This window comes from Sphingomonas palmae, from assembly GCF_900109565.1.
In the GTDB taxonomy this organism is placed as follows: Bacteria; Pseudomonadota; Alphaproteobacteria; order Sphingomonadales; family Sphingomonadaceae; genus Sphingomonas; species Sphingomonas palmae.
In genome coordinates, this window is record NZ_FNZZ01000005.1 from 194157 (window position 1) to 211032 (window position 16876).

Genomic DNA, 16876 nt, shown 5'->3' on the forward strand with positions numbered 1-16876 from the left:
TCGATCTCAGATACGTTTCGCCGCGACGATCGCGACGCGGCAGCCGAGCCGGATCGCGGCGGACATGATCGGATAGCCGAACGCCTGCTCGGCCCCGTGCGCGAGCGCGGTGTCGCGGTGCTCGAGCTCCTCGGCCTGGAACTCGCGGATCGCATCGGACAGTTCGGGATCGCTGTCGCCCAGCTCGGCGAGCTGATCCTCGTAATGTTTGTCGATCTCGGTCTCGACCGCCGCCGTGCACGCCATCGCCGCATTAGGCCCGATCGCGGCAGTGACCGCGCCGAGCGCGAAACCCGCCGCGTCCCAGAACGGCGCGAGCAGCGTCGGGCGCACGCCGCGCTCGGCGATCATGCGGTCGAAGAAGGCGCGATGCTTTTCTTCCTGCAACGCCATGCCCGCAATCTCGCGCGCGACCGCGGTGCGGTGGCCCATCACCGCCAGCTGCCCGGCGTAGATGCGCGTCGCGCCGAACTCGCCCGCCTGATCGACGCGGATCATCGAATCAGTCCTGGCGGGGCGATCACCGGGTTTCCACGTCATGCACGCCTCCTGAGCAGCCATCCGATCACGCCCGCGCCGACGAGCGACACCGCGGCGTTCCAGCCCGCGAGCGAGACACCGAACAGCGTCCACTGCGCGGCGTCACAACGAACGATGGGGGCGGCGAGCAGATCCTTCAACATCGCGTCGGTCGATCGCCCCGCACCGCTGATCGTCATCGTGCAGGCGGTAATCCCCTGCCACCAATGGGATTCGACCCCGGCGTGGAAGATACCGATTAGCCCCGAGATCGCGATCAGCGCTGCAGCGCCCGCGACCAACGTCGCCTTCGTCCGCGCACCGCCGACGATGAACGACAGGACGGCGAGCACCAGCGCGCCGTAGTGTGGCCAGCGTTGCCAATGGCACATCTCGCACGGGTAGAGATGCCCGATCAGCTGGAAGCTCCACGCCCCCGCGAGCAGCGCGGCGGGGACGAGGAACGCGAGGATGCGCGCGCGCCGCTGCGACGCGTTGAGGATCGCGGTCACTTGCGCGGGGTCCCAGGCGCGCGCGTCGGAGTGGCGCTGGGTGCAGGCTTCGCCATCGAGGCGGTGACCGCGGCGACCTGCTGCGCGCCGCCCAGCCGCGCGACGGTCTTCAGCGCGTACCAGAGCTGGAAGTCCTTGATCCCCTGCTTTTCAAGGCTCGCCGGCGTGGCGGTGAAGCGTGGGTCTTCCTTGGTATCCTCCTCCAGCACCGCGTTATCGGGCGACTTGATCTCGTTGATCAGGTGGCGGCGTAGATCGGCCTCGCGGAAGACGGGGCGCGTCTTGTAATCGGGGTCGGACAGCTGCGGCACTCGGATGTCGGGCTCGATCCCGCCCTCCTGCACGCTGCGCCCCGACGGGGTGAAGTAGCGCGCGGTGGTGAGGCGGAGCGCCGTGCGCGGCCCGAGCGGCAGCAGCGTCTGCACCGAACCCTTGCCGAACGTCTTCTCACCCATGATCAGCGCGCGGTGATGGTCCTGCAATGCGCCGGCGACGATCTCGCTGGCAGAGGCAGTGCCCGAGTCGGTCAGCACGACCACCGGCAGGCCCTTGGCATCGTCGCCGGGCTTGGCGAAGTAGCGCTCGATATCGGCCTTGTCGCGCCCGCGCTGCGAGACGATCTCGCCGTGGTCGAGGAACGCGTCGCTGACCGCGATCGCCTGCGTCAGCAGCCCGCCGCCGTTCTCGCGCAGGTCGACGACGTAGCCGAGCGGCTTGTGCCCGAGCGACTTGTCGATCGCCATGATCGCCGCGCGGGTGTCCGCGCCGGTATTCTCGGAGAAGGTGTTGATGTTGATGTAGCCGACATCGCCCTTCACCTCCCACTTGACCGGACGCTGGACGATCACCTCGCGAACCAGCGTCACGTCGATCGGCTTGTCGCGGCCGGGGCGGATCAGCGTCAGCGTGACCTTCGATCCGGGCTTTCCGCGCATCTGCGACGTCGCCTCGTCGAGCGTGCCGCCGTAGATCAGCTTACCGTTGATGTGGGTGATGTAGTCGCCCGACTTGATCCCGGCGCGACCCGCGGGCGTATCCTCCTGCGGGGCCACGACCTTGACCGCGCCGTCCTCCATCGAGACGGTCAGGCCCAGACCACCGTAATTGCCCTCGGTCATGATGCGGAGGTTGTCGAAGTCGGACGCGTCGACGTAGCTGGAATGCGGGTCGAGCGCGGCGAGCATGCCGTCGATCGCGCCTTTCACCAGTTGCTCGTCGGTAACCTTGTCGACGTAATCCGCCTTTACGCGGTTGTAGACGTCGAGGAACTTGTCGAGTTCGCGGTAGGTGCTGGTGTCGGCCGCGGCCATCGCGCCGGTGGCGACCGGCACGAGCGCGACGGTGGCGACGAGTGCCGTGGCCTGGAGCAGTTTCGACTTCATGCGGTGGGCGCTTGATCCTCGAGGGCGTAGGAACGGCGGTGTAGCGGAAAACCGAAGTGTATCAAAGCAGCACGGGGCTTAACCGCGGCTGAGCGGTCCCGCGCCGGCTTCCCCGTCAGATCAACAGGGTGAGATCGACCGGACGGCCGCGACGGCGCAGCTCGACGGTGACCTGCGGCGCCTCGTCGCCGGCCTTTGACGACGCCGCCGTGCCGATCAACGCGCCGGCCGCGACCTGCTGCTCGCGCGCGACCGACAGCTCTGCAAGCCCGGTCAGCAGCGTGACCCAGCCTTGCCCGTGATCAATGATGACGATCGTGCCGAAACCGCGAAATGGCCGCGCGAAGACGATCCGCCCGGCCGCGGGAGCGACGACGCGCGCGGCGGGCGCGACCGCGAAGGTCAGCCCGCGCGCGCGCACGCCATTGTCGGACAGCTCACCGAAGCCGGTCACGAGCCGCCCCTTCACCGGCAGTCGGTACGGCGCCGCCATCTCGGCCGCCACCGCCGGGATCGGCGGGCCGGGCAGCGACACGAGGCTGGCGAGTGTCGCCTGCGCATCACCTGCGCCGCGCAGGCGATCGACCGCGTCGCGCGCGCGCTCGCCCAGTGCCAGCGCACGGTCGGACGCGGTACCGGCGTCGAGCGGCTCGTCGCGCAGCGCCGCGAGCGCGCGTCGCGCACCGAGCAACTGCGCGCGCCCGGCGCCGAGTTCGGCCTGCAAGGCCGCCGCACTGGCGTGGAGCGCGCGCGTCTGCGCCAACTCACCGCGGATCGCGGCGGTTCGTGCGCGCACCACCGGCAGCGCGGCATCGAGCACGGCGCGGACGTGAACCAGATCGTCGAGGCTGCCTGGCTGAACGATCGCGATCGCGGCGGGGCGACGCGCGAGCGCGGTCAATCCGCTCAACAATCGCGCGATCGGCTCCTGCTGCGCGGCGAGCTGTTCGCGTTGTTCGGCGAGTGCCTTGTCGGTCGCGGCGGCGCGAAGATCGGCGATCGCGATTTCGGCTTCGGCTATTTCGACCCGCGCCTCAAGCGCAGCCTCGCTGAAACGCGCGCGGCGGGTCGGATTGCCGGTCGCGGCGGCGGCGCGATCGGCCTGCGCGGCGCGCGCCTGCGCCGCGGCGCGGTGCGCGCGCGCGGTGCGCAGCGCGGCGCTGGTGGTCAGTTCGGGTGCGGCGGTCGCCTGTGCGACGATCCCGAGCAGGCTTCCACTCAGCAACAGGGCGGCCACCGCCGACAGGAGCCGACGCACGCCCTAGCCCTCACGGTGATAGGGGTGATTGGCGAGGATGCTGGTCGCGCGGAACAGCTGTTCGGCGAGCATCGCGCGCGCAAGCAGGTGCGGCCAGGTCGCGCGCCCGAACGAGACGAGCAGATCGGCCTCCGCGCGCTCGGCATCGCCGAACCCGTCGGCGGCGCCCAGCAGGAAGCGCGCCTCACGCACGCCGTCGTCGCGCCAGCGACCCAAGGTCTGGGCAAAGGCGGTCGAGCCGAGCACCTCGCCTTTCTCGTCGAGCAGCACGCGGCGGCTGTGGGCGACGCGGTCGGGCTCACGCCCGCCGGTATCGGGCAACTCGGTCACCCGCGTCGGCCAGGCGATCCGTTTCAGATAGCGCTCGACCAGCTCCGCCTCGGGCGAGCGGCCGATGCGGCCCCGCGCGACGATATGGAGCAGCAGGTCAGGCGTTCCCCGGTGCAGGCGCGGCGGTGTCGGCGGGCGCCGCGGGCGCGTCGCCGAACGACCACATCCGTTCCAGATTGTAGAAGGTGCGCACCTCGGGCCGGAACAGGTGGACGATCACGTCGCCCGCGTCGATCAGCACCCAGTCTGCGGTCGGCAATCCCTCGATCCGCGCGGAACGACCCGTCTCGGCCTTGATCTTCTCCGCGAGCTTCGCCGCCATCGAGGCGACCTGCCGCGTCGAGCGGCCCGACGCGATCACCATATGGTCGGCGATCGACGACTTGCCCGCGAGCGGAATCGTGATCGTATCGACAGCCTGATCGTCGTCGAGCGATTGGAGAACAAGCCGATGCAGCGCCTCGACGTGGTCGGGATCGAGCGATCGGTTTGCAACGTGAGTGGCGGGCAAGGTTGCTCCTAAGGTTTGCCGGTTCAGGTGAAGATATGGGAGGCACGAACCGTTGGTGCCATGTCTTTCTCAAGGTCTTTGTGCGGCATGAACCGTTCATGCCAATGCGGGTCGGCGGCGCGTTTCAGCGTCGCGGAGGTCGGGTCCGGGCGGAAACGCAGCAGCACCAGTGCCGGCACACTCCAGTCGGTCCAATCCCTGGCACAGGCAGACGGATGAGCGAAGCGCCTGAGCCACGCCATCGCGGGGGCCGCCATAGCGCGCGCATCATATCCGGGGCGCGCGACAACCGCAATCGGCATCGTGCGCGCGATCTCGCGCCAGCGCCGCCACGCGGAGAATTGCAGCAGATTGTCCGCACCCATGATCCAGATGAAGCGGTCGCGCGGGTAGCGGCGCGTGAGGAGGCGCAGCGTGTCGACGGTGTAGCGCGTGCCGAGCCGCGCCTCCACGTCGGTTGCGCGGATACGGCTGCGCCGCGCCATCATCTGCGCCGAGGCGAGCCGCGCGGCGAACGGCGCCATGCCGCGGGCGGGCTTGAGCGGATTCCCCGGCGAGACGAGCCACCACAATTCGTCGAGCCCCAATGCCTCGATCGCCGCAAGCGAGATGCGGCGGTGTCCCGAATGCGCCGGATTGAACGATCCGCCGAGCAGGCCGATGCGGCGCGTCATCGCCGCCTGCACCATCTGGTCAACCGCGGACCTGCCCGCTGCCGCGCCCGACCCATTTGTACGTCGTCAGCCCTTCGAGCGCGACGGGCCCGCGCGCGTGCAGCCGCCCGGTCGCGATACCGATCTCGGCACCCAGCCCGAACTCGGCACCATCAGCGAATTGCGTCGAAGCGTTCCAGAGCACGATCGCGCTGTCACAGCGGGCGAGGAAATGCTCCGCGACGCGTTCGTCGGCGGCGACGATCGCGTCGGTATGGCCCGATCCGTGACGCGCGATGTGCGCCAGCGCCGCATCGACGCCGTCGACCAGCGCGACCGAGCAGATCGCGTCGAGATATTCGGTGTCCCAGTCGGCCGGATCAGCGGGCTTCACGATCTCGCCGATCGACGCTTCAATCGGATCGCCGCGCACCTCGCATCCGGCCTGCTGCAATGCCTCAACCAACATCGCGGGATCGACGAAATCGCGGTCGATCAGCAGCGTCTCCATCGCGCCGCAGATGCCGGTACGCCGCATCTTGGCGTCGAGCACGATGCGGCGCGCCATCTCCGGGTCGGCAGAGGCGTGGACGAAGACGTGGTTGATCCCGTCGAGGTGCGCCAGCACCGGTACGCGCGCCTCGGCCTGGACGCGCGCGACCAGGCTCTTGCCGCCGCGCGGGATGATGAGGTCGATCAACCCGTCGGCGGCGAGCATCGCGCCGACCGCGGCGCGGTCGGTCGTCGGCACCAGTTGCACCGCGTCGGCGGGCAGCCCGGCCTGCATCAGCCCGTCGACGAGAGCGGCGTGGATCGCGCGATTGCTCTCGATCGCCTCCGTTCCCCCGCGCAGGATCACCGCATTGCCCGCGCGCACGCACAACGCGGCCGCGTCCGCGGTGACGTTGGGGCGGCTCTCGTAGATGATACCGATCACGCCGATCGGCACGCGCACGCGGGTCAGCTCGAGCCCGTTGGGTCGCGTCGCCGCGTCGATCACCTGTCCCACTGGATCGACGAGGTCGGCGACCGCGGCGACGCCGGCGGCGATCGCCTTTACCCGCGCCGCGTCGAGCCGGAGCCGGTCAAGCATCGCCGCCGACAGCCCGGCATCTTGCCCGCGCGCCACGTCGATCGAATTGGCGGCGAGGATCGTCTCGCTGGATTTGCTGAGTGCCCGTGCGGCGCACCGCAACGCCTCGGCGCGGCGCGCGTCGGGCGCGCTCGCCAGCACGCCGGCAGCGCCGCGCGCACGCGCACCCATGCGCGCGATCAACGTGGTCGAGGCTTCGGGGGCGAGCATCGGCGCTCCGCTAGCACAGAATCGCGGCCTGCACACAACGCGCGCTTCCTCTGGCGGCGGCGACATGACGACTTACATAAGTTGCATGACATACCAGCCTGTCGACCGCCGCCGCTTCCTCGCGCTTACCGGGATGGGTGCCGCCGCCACCACGCTGATGGCGTGCGGCGCGCGCTCGGCCGCCGCAGCGGAGCATTTCCCCGTCACCAAGACGGATGCGCAATGGCGCGCGCAGCTGGGACCGGCGGCCTATCAGGTGCTGCGCGAGGAAGGGACCGAGCGCCCCTATTCCAGCCCGCTCAACAATGAGCATCGCGCCGGCGTCTTCGCGTGCAAGGGATGCGCGCACCCGCTCTATTCGAGCAGGACCAAGTTCGAGAGCGGAACCGGCTGGCCGAGTTTCTGGGCGCCGCTGAAGGGCGCGGTCGCGACCCGGCGCGACTCGACGCTGGGGATGGTCAGGACCGAGGTGCATTGCCCGCGCTGTGGCGGCCACCTGGGTCACGTGTTCGACGATGGTCCGAAGCCGACCGGCCTGCGCTATTGCATGAACGGCGTGGCGATGACGTTCCGTCCCGCCTGATCGCGATCAGTTGACCGCGACGCCGCCGGTTACGTGAACCGGCGCGTTGGTGGCGATGGTGACGGTCGGCATTGCGGGCTCTGCGACAGCCGGTTCGACGCTGCGCGAACCGTGCGCGTAGATGAAGCCCGACACCGGATTCACCGACGTACCGAGATCGTGGTTGGCGGCGTACCAGACGCGCACCTGGCTCCAGTCGCCCGCGGGCGATACGTCCACCGCGCGCACGTCGCGCTCGATCCCGCCGCGCGTCGACCAGTTTGCATGGGTCAGCAGCACTTCGCGATCGCTGACGATCCGGCTGACCATCGCGACGTGACCGACGCGCATCCGCGCGGTCGCCTTGAACGCCATCACCGCGCCGACCTGCGGCGTGCTGCCGCGATCGTAGCGGCCCGCCGCCTGGCCCCACCAGGTGTTCGCGTTGCCGCGGATATCGATGCCCGACACCTCGCGTGCGAACGGCACGCACTGCAGAACCTTCGCCGAAGCAGGAACCGCCGTCATCAGGGCGCACGAGGCCACCAGCGCAAAACGCGCTGCAAAATTCTTCACGTTCAAGGGATGACCCCCCGGCCAAATGAGTAACTTGAGGGTCAGCTAGCGAAGCGTTTTCGAAAGAACAAACGCCTGCGGAACCTTTTCCGATGAAGTGAGTAAGCGCGGCGACGAGCCGCGTTTTGGCGTGTCAAACGCGCAGAAACACTGCCCTTTTTTCGTGTCGAATCAGCCGACGGGTTCGCGCGGGGCGGCGTCGATCACCGACGCGCCGGTCAACCGCTCCATGCGCAGCGCGTGCTCCGCGCGGCCGAACGGAAAGCGTGAATAGAAGAAGGCGGCGAGGCAGCCGAGCACGACATAGCAGCCCGCGTAGATCAGCGTCAGCCGGTCGAGCACCGCGACCGGCACCTGCCCCGGCTGCGCCTTGGCCGGAAAGTTCGCCGCGGTCAGGATCAATCCGCCGAGGAAGATGCCGACGCCGCTGGTGCATTTCTGGATGAAAAAGCCGCCGGAGAAGAACACGCCCTCGGACCGCCGCCCGGTGGTGATCTCCGAATCCTCGACCACGTCGGCGAGCATCGAGGCGCCGAGGATAAAGGCGGTGACGCCGCAGGCGGTGGCAGCGGCGGCGAAGGTGAACAGCAGCGGCAACGTGACTGGCGCGCCGATCGGCGGAAACAGGCCGGCAAGGCGGAGCCAGTAAGGCGTCGTGCCGATCGCCATGCCGAGCAGCGCCGCGGTCGCCGCCCCGCGCGGCTTGCTGCCGATGGCACCGATGCGCGGTGCCGCGACGAAGGCGATCGCGACGCCGGCGAACAACGACACGCTCAGCCACACGAACGCGAAGCCGCGCAGCCCCCACACGTAGCTGTAGAGATAGTTGGTCATCGCATAGGTGATGCCCTGCGACGTATAAGCGAACAATCCGGCGAGCATCAGGATCGCAAAGGCGCGGTTCTTCACCGTCTGGCGCATCTCGCGAAAGTTGTCGGCGAGCGACTGCCGCTCCACCGGTGGCTTCGGCAGGTTCGGTATCTCCTTGTGCGTGCCCAGTGCCGAGATGAGGATCGTCGCGCCCATGAACAGTGCGCCCGCGATTGCGAAGCCCTTGTAACCGGCACGGTTGAGCAGGCCGTTGGGAAAGTCGGGCGTCGGCGCCAGGAACAGGACATACGCGCTCACCAGCATCAGCAGCCCGCCCGCCCAGCCGAACAGGTAGCGGTACGCCATGATGCGCGTGCGCTCGTCATAGTCGCCCGACAGTTCGGCGGCGAGCGCCTGGCTCGGCACCTCGTACGCGCTGACCGCGGAACGCACGAGCACCGCGACCACGAACAGCCAGCCCAGCACGACCTGCTCCGACGCCAGCGGCGGATTCCACAGCATCAGCCAGCCGAGCATGATCGGCAGCGCAGCCCCGTACATCCACGGATGGCGCCTGCCCCAGCGCGTGCGCGTCCGGTCGGAGAAGAAGCCTACGGTCGGGTCGACGAACGCGTCGATGATCAGCGCGCACATGATGACGAGCCCGACCGTCGCCGCCGGTACGCCGATCACCTGGTTGTAGAACAACAGCAGGAACGTGCCGAAGCCCGAATCCTTCACCCCGTAGGCCGCCGCACCCACGCCGTAGCTCGCCATCGTCGCCGGGGTGAGCCGGCGCAGTTTGGGCGCGCTGCTTGCCCCGGCCGGTGCGGCGGCCCGCGTCACTGAAACGCGTCCAGCGCGGCGAACAGCGACGGCTGCGTCGCATCCCAGCTCGCACGCGTGCCGATCGTCAGGCCGCCGTCAACGACGATCGAGGTACCGGTGACGAAGCTCGCATCATCGCTGGCGAGGTACGCGACGGCCGCTGCGACATCTTCGGGCCGCCCGGCGCGCTTCACCGGTTGCGCGTGTGCGGCCATGCCCGCGATCGCCTGGTTCGCCTGCGCGCGCTTCTCCTCGGTGACGCCCAGGTGACGCGTGAAGATGTTGGTGGTGATGAAGCCCGGCACGACCGCGTTGACGCGGATATTGTGCTGCGCGAGATCAGCGGCGGCGAGCTTGGTCAGGTGTAGAACCCCTGCCTTTGCGGTCGAGTAGGCCGTCGGCGCGTAGCCGCTGCCCAGCGCAGATACGCTCGACGTGTTGATGATCGCGCCGCCGCCGCGCTCGGCCATCATTGGCGCGGCGTAGCGGATGCCGAGCGCGACCGAGCGGAGCAGAAGCGCCTGCGTATGATCCCAGTCCTCGGGTGCGATCGCGTCGATCGCCTCGCGCGCGCCGCCCGCGCCGGCGTTGTTGAACACGATGTCGAGCCCGCCGGCGTCGTCAGCGGCCTGGAGCAGCGCGGCGATCGCGTCGGCGCTGGTCACGTCGGTGTGCTGGAAGCGGATGCGTCCGTTCGAGGTTGCGGCAAGCTCCTCGCCGGCGGCGGTGTCGATGTCGCCGATCCACACCTCGGCGCCTTCCTCGACCAACCGCAGCGCGGTTGCGCGACCGATGCCCGATGCGCCGCCCGTCACGACCGCACGCTTGCCCTGCAACCGCATTGCACTCTCCTCTTGTCCGGTCGCGCCGGCGTTTTCAGCATCATAGTATGGGGCATTTACCCGTCAACAGACGACGGTTCGAATGTTCGGTTTGCCGACCTTGTCTCCATCGAGATCGCACGATAGAGCGCGAGAGCTTCTTTACGGCGGGCAGGACATGGCTCTCGATACCGAAACTTTCGACGCGCTGATCGACCATCTGCGCCGCTTCGTCGCCGACCGGCTGCGCCCGCTCGAGAGTGAGGTGGAGGCGAACGACGCCATCCCCGACGCAGTCGTGCAGGAGATGCGCGAGATGGGGCTGTTCGGCCTGTCGATCGCCGAGGAATACGGCGGGCTCGGCCTTACCATGCTGGAGGAAGCGAAAGTCGCGATCGAGATGGGGCGGACGACCCCTGCGTTCCGGTCGACCTTCGGCACCAATGTCGGGATCGGCAGCCAGGGCCTGGTGATGGCGGGGACACCGGAACAGAAGCGCGAGTGGCTGCCGCGCATCGCCAGCGGTGAGATCGTCACCAGCTTCGCGTTGACCGAGCCCGATGTCGGGTCGGATTCGGGCAGTGTGAAGACGCGCGCGGTGCGCGACGGCGACGTGTACCGGCTGACGGGCACCAAGCGCTACATCACCAATGCCGACAAGGCCGACCTGTTCACCGTGATGGCACGCACCGGCGACGAGCCCGGCGCGCGCGGCGTGTCGGCGTTCCTGGTGCCCAAGGCGCTCGCCGGCGTGACGATCGGCGAGCCGGAAAAGAAGATGGGGCAGAAGGGCGCCAAGGTCGCCGACGTCAACTTCGACGACGTCGCGGTGCCGGTCGCCAACCGGCTCGGCGCGGAGGGCGAAGGCTTCAAGATCGCGATGCGCGTGCTCGACCGCGGACGGTTGCACATCAGCGCGGTCTGCGTCGGCGTGGCCGAGCGGCTGATCGCCGACTGCGTCGCCTACACCGCCGAGCGAAAACAGTTCGGCAAGCCGCTGGCCGATCACCAGCTGATCCAGGCGATGATCGCCGACAGCAAGACCGAGGCGCTCGCCGCGCGCGCGCTGGTGCTGGAGACCGCCAAGTCGAAGGACGAGGGCAAGGACGTGGTGATGGAGAGTGCCGCGGCGAAGTACTTCGCCTCCGAGATGGTCGGCCGCGTCGCCGATCGCGCGGTGCAGATCTACGGTGGGGCGGGCTATATCGCCGATTACGGGATCGAGCGGCTGTACCGCGACGTGCGGCTATTCCGCATCTACGAGGGCACGAGCCAGATCCAACAGATCATCATTGCGCGAGAGACGATGAAGCGCGGCGGCTGACCGCGATCAAGCCGATCATCAGGTAAAAGGGAGTAGGTGATGGATACGAGCAAGCTGTTCCGTCTGGACGGTCGCGTCGCGCTGGTGACCGGCGGCAGCCGCGGCATCGGCAAGATGATCGCGGCGGGCTTCATCGCGCAGGGCGCGACCGTTTATGTATCAAGCCGCAAGGCGCCGGCGTGCGACGAGACCGCGGCGGAGCTGGGCGACAAGTGCATCAGCCTGCCCGCCGACGTGTCGACGGTGGAGGGCTGCCGCGATCTGGCGGCGAAGATGGCCGAGCGCGAGCAGCGGCTCGACATTCTGGTCAATAACGCCGGCGCCGCCTGGGGCGCACCCTTCGCCGAGTTCCCCGAAAGCGGCTGGGACAAGGTGATGGACCTGAACGTCAAGTCGCCGTTCTTCCTGACGCAAGCGCTGCATCCACTGCTCAAGGCAGCGGCGAGCCACGAGCAGCCCGCCAAGGTCATCAACATCACCTCGATCGACGGGCTGCGGCTCAATCCGTGGGACACGTACAGCTATCATGCGTCGAAGTCGGCGCTTATCTACTTGACCAAGCGGATGGCGGCCGAACTGGTCAAGGACGCGATCAACGTGACCTCGATCGCGCCGGGCGCGTTCGCGAGCGAGATGAACCGCGCCGCCCGCGACCACGGCGACGCGGTGGCAAAGCGCATCCCGGCGCAGCGGATCGGCGTCGACGAGGACATGGCGGGCACCGCAATCTTCCTTGCCAGCCGCGCCGGTGACTACGTGATCGGCGACACGATCGCGGTCGACGGCGGTGTCGTCAACGCGAGCCTCGGCGGGTCGATCGACGCCTGAGGCGGTAAGATCGGATGGTGGTGCGGGGTGGCCGACGATCGAACACCTCGCCCGCTTCGTCCTGCATCTGGCAGTCCGACGCGCGATCGATCCACCCGACTGTTCGCCGGCACGTTGAAGAGCTATCTCGGCTCCCCATCAGCCGGCTAGCGCCTGGCCGCCGGCGGCACGTTCCTACACGAACGGCAGTTTCGACTCGCGCACCGCGGCGACGTAGCGCTGCATCGCGTGGCCGCCTTGCGACGACAGCTTGAGGAATGCGCGTCGCTTGTCGAACGGGTCGGCCTCGCGCTCGATCAGGCCGGCGTCGGTCAGCTTGCTGATCCAGCGCAGCGCCGTGGTCGGTGGCACCGCAGCGGCGATGCACAGGCTCGATACCGACACCTGGCCGCGTTCGAGTTGCGCGCCGAGCAGGTCGAGCAGCATGTCCCACGCCGGGTCCTCGAATAATCCGCCTTCGAAGAAGCGATCGCGCAGCCGTCGCGCGCGGATTACCTCGCGCACCTGCGCGGCGGAGATGTCGTAATCGGGCGTCGCCGTCGTGAACGAGGCGACGCGATTGTCGTCCTGTCGCCGCCTCGTCGCCTCGCTCTGCCGGCTGAGCCGCGCGACGACCTCCGCGATCCGCGCGACCTCAGCGTTCAGCCGGTGCAGCCGCGCCGACTCGCTCTCACCGACGCGTTCGCTCAAGCCCGCGTCGTCACCCCCGGCCGCGATCGCGAGCGTCGCGATCCACTCCGACACCTCGGGCGCACACAGCAGGTGGGTGTTGGGGCGCGCGCAGATCGCGGCGACGGGGTCGAGCTGTTTGGGCGTAAAGGCGACGACCAGCGGCCACGCACGCATGGCGGCAAGCTCGTCGACACGCTCTAGCACGTCGACCGGCACCGTCGCTTGCGCGGTCAGATCGACGATCAGCACGGGATGGCCCGCGTGCTCGGTCAAGGTCGACCAGTCGCTGTCGAGCGGGAGTTCGCTGGTCACCCGCGCGCCCAGCGCGTCTAGCGCGGCGGAGCGGGCGTCGGCGTCACGCGCGGCGCGTCCGATGACGATCGCATCGAAACGAGCGGCGAGGTCAGCGGAGAACGCCGCCTCCCACCCTGCTGCCGCATCGGCACGGTCCGCGCCCATTCTCATGTCCTGACCTCCCGTGATCCGTGACGATGACCTAAGGTAACGCGAAACGCTCCATCACGCGCAAAAAGCCGCCATAATGGAGCAAACCGTCAGTCGAGCGACTTCACGATCTCCTCGACCATCTTCTTCGCGTCGGCGAGCAGCATCATGGTGTTGTCCATGTAGAAGACGTCGTTGTCGACGCCGGCATAGCCGACGCCGCCCATGCTGCGCTTTACGAACAACACGGTCTTGGCCTTTTCCACGTCGAGCACGGGCATGCCGTAGATCGGCGAGGTCTTGTCGGTCTTCGCCGCGGGGTTGGTCACGTCGTTCGCGCCAATCACGAACGCTACGTCGGTCTGTGCGAACTCGGAGTTGATGTCCTCGAGCTCGAACACCTCGTCATACGGCACATTCGCCTCGGCGAGGAGGACGTTCATGTGGCCGGGCATGCGGCCCGCAACAGGATGGATCGCGTATTTGACGCGGACGCCGTGTTCCTTGAGCTTGTCCGCCATCTCGCGCAGCACGTGCTGCGCCTGCGCCACCGCCATGCCGTAGCCGGGCACGATGATGACCTGTTCGGCCTGGCTCATCAGGAACGCCGCGTCCTCGGCCGATCCGCGCTTCCAGGGGCGATCGACCTTGGCGCCGCCGCCGCTTCCCGCCTCGGCGCTCTGGCCGAAGCCGCCCGCAATGACGCTGATGAAGCTGCGGTTCATCGCGCGACACATGATGTAGCTCAGGATCGCGCCCGACGAACCCACCAGCGCGCCGGTGATGATCATCGCGCTGTTGTGGAGCGTGAACCCCATCGCCGCCGCCGCCCAGCCCGAGTAGCTGTTGAGCATCGACACGACGACCGGCATGTCCGCGCCGCCGATCGGCACGATCAGCAGAAAACCGATCGCGAAGCTCAGGAGCACGACGAGCCAGAAGTCGAACGGCGACTGCGTCAGCCAGAAATGGAACGCGAACCACGCAATGGCGAGGCCGACGCCTAAGTTGATCGCGTGGCGCGCGGGCAGCAGGATCGGCGCGCCGCCCATGTTGCCGTTGAGTTTCAGGAAAGCGATCACGCTGCCCGAAAAGGTGATTGCACCGATCGCTACGCCTAAGATCATCTCGATACGGCTGACCGCGTGGATGACCGCGAACGGCTGGCCGATCAACGGCGTGACGACGTCGGCGATACCGAAGGCGACGGGGTTGAGATAGGCCGCAACCGCGACCAGCACCGCCGCGAGCCCGACTAGGCTGTGGAATGCGGCGACGAGCTGCGGCATCGCAGTCATCGCGATCCGGCGCGCGGTGACGATGCCGATCGCCGCGCCGACACCGATGGCGGCGAGGATCTCGAACACCGCCGACTTGTCGACGCGCGAGAAGATTGCGGCGTAATCGTCACCTTCGACGATCAGCGACACGGTGGGGACGTGCGTTACGAGCGTCATCATCACCGCGATCGCCATGCCGATCATGCCGTAGCGGTTGCCCTGCTGGCTGGTCGTCGGGCTGGAGAGGCCACGCAGCGCCAGGATGAAGCACACGCCCGAGACGAGGTAGGCGAGCGCCACCCAGGGATTGACCGCGACCTGTTCCACTTGCCCTTGCTCCCCCGATTAATCCGTCACCCGTCCGCGTGGTCGCGGGCGGCGCGCGTCAGTGCTTGGCGACCGCGGGCCGCTCCTTCTTCTTGTACATCGCCAGCATCCGGCTGGTGACCGCGAAGCCGCCGAAGATGTTGATGCTGGCGAGCACGACGCCGAGCAGGCCGAGCCACTTGGAGCTCGTGCTCCCCGCCGCGGCACTCGCGATCAGCGCGCCGACGATGATGACCGAGGAGATCGCGTTGGTCACTGCCATCAACGGCGTGTGCAGCGCCGGCGTGACCGACCAGACAACGTAATAGCCGACGAAACACGCCAGCACGAAGATCGACAGGATCGCAACGAAGTCCATCAAATATCCTCCCCAGCATGGGGAGGGGGACCATGCGCAGCATGGTGGAGGGGGAGTGACGCGCACGAGACGATGGCGGCAAGAGTACCATCCATGTCTCGATGCACGTCGCTTGCCCTCACCCGCAACACGCGGAAGCCGTTCTCCCGAATGAAGTGATCACGCATCTGGTCCGCTGCGGCACGATCGCCATCATGCACAGCGCCATCCACCTCGACCACGAGGCGCGCTTTGATGCAGCAGAAATCGACTACATAGGGGCCTAGCGGATGTTGTTTCCGAAAACTTAGGCCCAGTGCATCGCCGCGGAGGCGCTGCCATAACAGCACCTCCGGATATGACATGGTGCGCCTGAGCCGACGCGCGAGCGCGACTTCTGGACGCACCGCACGTTGCACGCCCCCTCCACCGCGCTTCGCGCGGTCCCCCTCCCCGTTCCGGGGAGGATAAGCGATCACGAAGCGAGCCTCGCGTTGACGATCTGCCCGCCCTTGGTCAGCCGCACCGCGTCGCCGATTTCCTCATCGAGTACCGGGCGGCCCTGCTCCTTGTCCCAGAAGGTCGACAGGAAATTGTACAGGTTGCGCGCGAACAGCGCCGAGGCGTCGGTCGCGAGCCGGCCGGCGACGTTCTTGTGGCCGATGATCTTCACGCCATGCCGCTCAACAATCTCGCCCGCGACCGCGCCCTCGACATTGCCGCCCTGCTCGACCGCCAGATCGACGATCACGCTGCCTGGCCGCATCGTTGCCAACTGCGCGTCGCTGACGAGCCGGGGCGCCGGGCGGCCGGGGATCAACGCGGTGGTGATGACGATGTCCTGCTTGGCGATGTGCGACGACACGAGCTCGGCCTGCGCCGCTTGGTATTCGGGCGACATCTCCCCGGCGTAGCCGCCCGAACCCTCGCCCTCGATGCCCTTCACATGTTCGACGAAGATCGGCTTGGCGCCGAGCGACTGGATCTGCTCGCGCGTGGCGGAGCGCACGTCGGTCGCCGACACCTGCGCGCCCAGCCGCCGTGCGGTCGCGATCGCCTGCAAGCCAGCGACGCCAACGCCCATCACGAACACCTTGGCAGCGCTAACCGTGCCCGCCGCCGTCATCATCATTGGAAAGGCGCGGCCATATTCCGCCGCGGCGTCGAGCACCGCCTTGTACCCCGCCAGGTTCGACTGCGACGACAGGATGTCCATTGACTGCGCACGCGTGATGCGCGGCATGAACTCCATCGCCAGCGCCTCGAACCCCGCATCGGCGTAGCTCTCGACCCGCGCGCGCTCACCGAACGGATTGAGGCCGGCGACGATCCACGCGCCGGGTGCCGCGCCCGCAATCGTCGCGACGTTGGGGCCCTGCACGCCGAGCAGGATGTCGGCGCCCGCGACCGTGGCCGCGCGGTCGCCGACGGTCGCGCCCGCCGCGGCATAGTCGTCGTCGGCATAGGACGCCCGCGCGCCAGCCCCCGCCTCCACCGCGACCTCGGCGCCAAGCGCGGCGAATTTCTTCACCGTCTCCGGCGTCGCAGCAACGCGGCGCTCGCCGTCCGCTCCCTCGGCCAGGACCGCGATCTTCATCG

At 68.1% G+C, this 16876-nt stretch carries 19 protein-coding genes; 3 read left to right on the plus strand and 16 right to left on the minus strand.

What is annotated here, in order from left to right; translation table 11 throughout:
* Positions 1 to 6 precede the first annotated feature (6 nt).
* The 8 genes from BMW51_RS13260 to BMW51_RS13295 form a co-directional block, all read right to left on the minus strand.
* Positions 7 to 540, minus strand: coding sequence for a demethoxyubiquinone hydroxylase family protein (locus BMW51_RS13260; RefSeq protein WP_093007200.1), 534 nt, complete (start codon positions 538 to 540; stop codon positions 7 to 9).
* A complete protein-coding gene (locus tag BMW51_RS13265; RefSeq protein WP_093007202.1) occupies positions 537 to 1031 on the minus strand; it encodes a disulfide bond formation protein B in 495 nt (164 codons plus the stop codon). Before BMW51_RS13265 ends, BMW51_RS13260 begins: the two co-directional genes overlap by 4 nt.
* Positions 1028 to 2413: a S41 family peptidase gene (locus BMW51_RS13270; protein ID WP_093007204.1), complete on the minus strand. Its 1386-nt coding sequence runs from the start codon at positions 2411 to 2413 to the stop codon at positions 1028 to 1030. Before BMW51_RS13270 ends, BMW51_RS13265 begins: the two co-directional genes overlap by 4 nt.
* 115 nt (positions 2414 to 2528) lie before the next feature.
* A complete protein-coding gene (locus tag BMW51_RS13275; RefSeq protein ID WP_245708520.1) occupies positions 2529 to 3671 on the minus strand; it encodes a murein hydrolase activator EnvC family protein in 1143 nt (380 codons plus the stop codon).
* A gap of 3 nt (positions 3672 to 3674) precedes the next feature.
* Positions 3675 to 4097 (minus strand): 23S rRNA (pseudouridine(1915)-N(3))-methyltransferase RlmH, encoded by a 423-nt coding sequence (locus tag BMW51_RS13280; protein WP_093007206.1) that lies wholly within the window; start codon positions 4095 to 4097, stop codon positions 3675 to 3677.
* Position 4098: 1 nt separating this feature from the next.
* Positions 4099 to 4512 carry a ribosome silencing factor gene (rsfS, locus tag BMW51_RS13285; protein ID WP_093007208.1) on the minus strand — a complete coding sequence of 138 codons (414 nt, stop codon included), beginning with the start codon at positions 4510 to 4512 and terminating at the stop codon, positions 4099 to 4101.
* Between the two features lie 23 nt (positions 4513 to 4535).
* Positions 4536 to 5186: a nicotinate-nucleotide adenylyltransferase gene (locus tag BMW51_RS13290; protein WP_245708524.1), complete on the minus strand. Its 651-nt coding sequence runs from the start codon at positions 5184 to 5186 to the stop codon at positions 4536 to 4538.
* 19 nt (positions 5187 to 5205) lie between these two features.
* Positions 5206 to 6468 (minus strand): glutamate-5-semialdehyde dehydrogenase, encoded by a 1263-nt coding sequence (locus BMW51_RS13295; RefSeq protein ID WP_093007212.1) that lies wholly within the window; start codon positions 6466 to 6468, stop codon positions 5206 to 5208.
* Positions 6469 to 6553: 85 nt separating this feature from the next.
* Between BMW51_RS13295 and msrB the strand changes: the two genes are divergently transcribed.
* Positions 6554 to 7051: a peptide-methionine (R)-S-oxide reductase MsrB gene (msrB, locus tag BMW51_RS13300; protein WP_177171679.1), complete on the plus strand. Its 498-nt coding sequence runs from the start codon at positions 6554 to 6556 to the stop codon at positions 7049 to 7051.
* A gap of 6 nt (positions 7052 to 7057) precedes the next feature.
* On the opposite strand, the gene BMW51_RS13305 is transcribed toward msrB, so the two are convergent.
* The 3 genes from BMW51_RS13305 to BMW51_RS13315 all read right to left on the minus strand — a co-directional run bounded on the left by BMW51_RS13305 (position 7058) and on the right by BMW51_RS13315 (position 10086).
* Positions 7058 to 7558 carry a CHAP domain-containing protein gene (locus BMW51_RS13305; protein ID WP_093007315.1) on the minus strand — a complete coding sequence of 167 codons (501 nt, stop codon included), beginning with the start codon at positions 7556 to 7558 and terminating at the stop codon, positions 7058 to 7060.
* 219 nt (positions 7559 to 7777) lie between these two features.
* Positions 7778 to 9262, minus strand: coding sequence for an MFS transporter (locus tag BMW51_RS13310; RefSeq protein ID WP_177171680.1), 1485 nt, complete (start codon positions 9260 to 9262; stop codon positions 7778 to 7780).
* Complete coding sequence (locus BMW51_RS13315; protein WP_093007218.1) at positions 9259 to 10086, minus strand: SDR family NAD(P)-dependent oxidoreductase; 828 nt, start codon at positions 10084 to 10086, stop codon at positions 9259 to 9261. The genes BMW51_RS13310 and BMW51_RS13315 overlap by 4 nt, the downstream gene beginning before the upstream one ends.
* A 157-nt stretch (positions 10087 to 10243) precedes the next feature.
* Here BMW51_RS13315 and BMW51_RS13320 point away from each other — a divergent pair, with 157 nt between their 5' ends.
* Positions 10244 to 11389: an acyl-CoA dehydrogenase family protein gene (locus BMW51_RS13320; protein ID WP_093007220.1), complete on the plus strand. Its 1146-nt coding sequence runs from the start codon at positions 10244 to 10246 to the stop codon at positions 11387 to 11389.
* 39 nt (positions 11390 to 11428) lie between these two features.
* Entirely contained in the window at positions 11429 to 12217 is a 789-nt protein-coding gene (locus BMW51_RS13325; RefSeq protein WP_093007222.1) for an SDR family oxidoreductase, read from the plus strand.
* Between the two features lie 174 nt (positions 12218 to 12391).
* Here the strand turns inward: BMW51_RS13325 and BMW51_RS13330 are convergent, their stop codons facing one another.
* The 5 genes from BMW51_RS13330 to BMW51_RS13350 all read right to left on the minus strand — a co-directional run bounded on the left by BMW51_RS13330 (position 12392) and on the right by BMW51_RS13350 (position 16874).
* The gene (locus tag BMW51_RS13330) at positions 12392 to 13354 is read right to left on the minus strand and encodes a helix-turn-helix domain-containing protein (RefSeq protein ID WP_143051866.1); all 963 of its coding nucleotides are present in this window, start codon (positions 13352 to 13354) and stop codon (positions 12392 to 12394) included.
* Positions 13355 to 13443: 89 nt separating this feature from the next.
* Complete coding sequence (locus BMW51_RS13335; protein WP_093007226.1) at positions 13444 to 14940, minus strand: NAD(P)(+) transhydrogenase (Re/Si-specific) subunit beta; 1497 nt, start codon at positions 14938 to 14940, stop codon at positions 13444 to 13446.
* A gap of 58 nt (positions 14941 to 14998) precedes the next feature.
* A complete protein-coding gene (locus BMW51_RS13340) occupies positions 14999 to 15298 on the minus strand; it encodes an NAD(P) transhydrogenase subunit alpha part 2 (protein ID WP_093007228.1) in 300 nt (99 codons plus the stop codon).
* Positions 15298 to 15756 (minus strand): endonuclease domain-containing protein, encoded by a 459-nt coding sequence (locus BMW51_RS13345; protein ID WP_342724126.1) that lies wholly within the window; start codon positions 15754 to 15756, stop codon positions 15298 to 15300. Before BMW51_RS13345 ends, BMW51_RS13340 begins: the two co-directional genes overlap by 1 nt.
* Entirely contained in the window at positions 15753 to 16874 is a 1122-nt protein-coding gene (locus BMW51_RS13350) for an NAD(P) transhydrogenase subunit alpha (RefSeq protein WP_093007232.1), read from the minus strand. Before BMW51_RS13350 ends, BMW51_RS13345 begins: the two co-directional genes overlap by 4 nt.
* Positions 16875 to 16876: the final 2 nt, after the last annotated feature.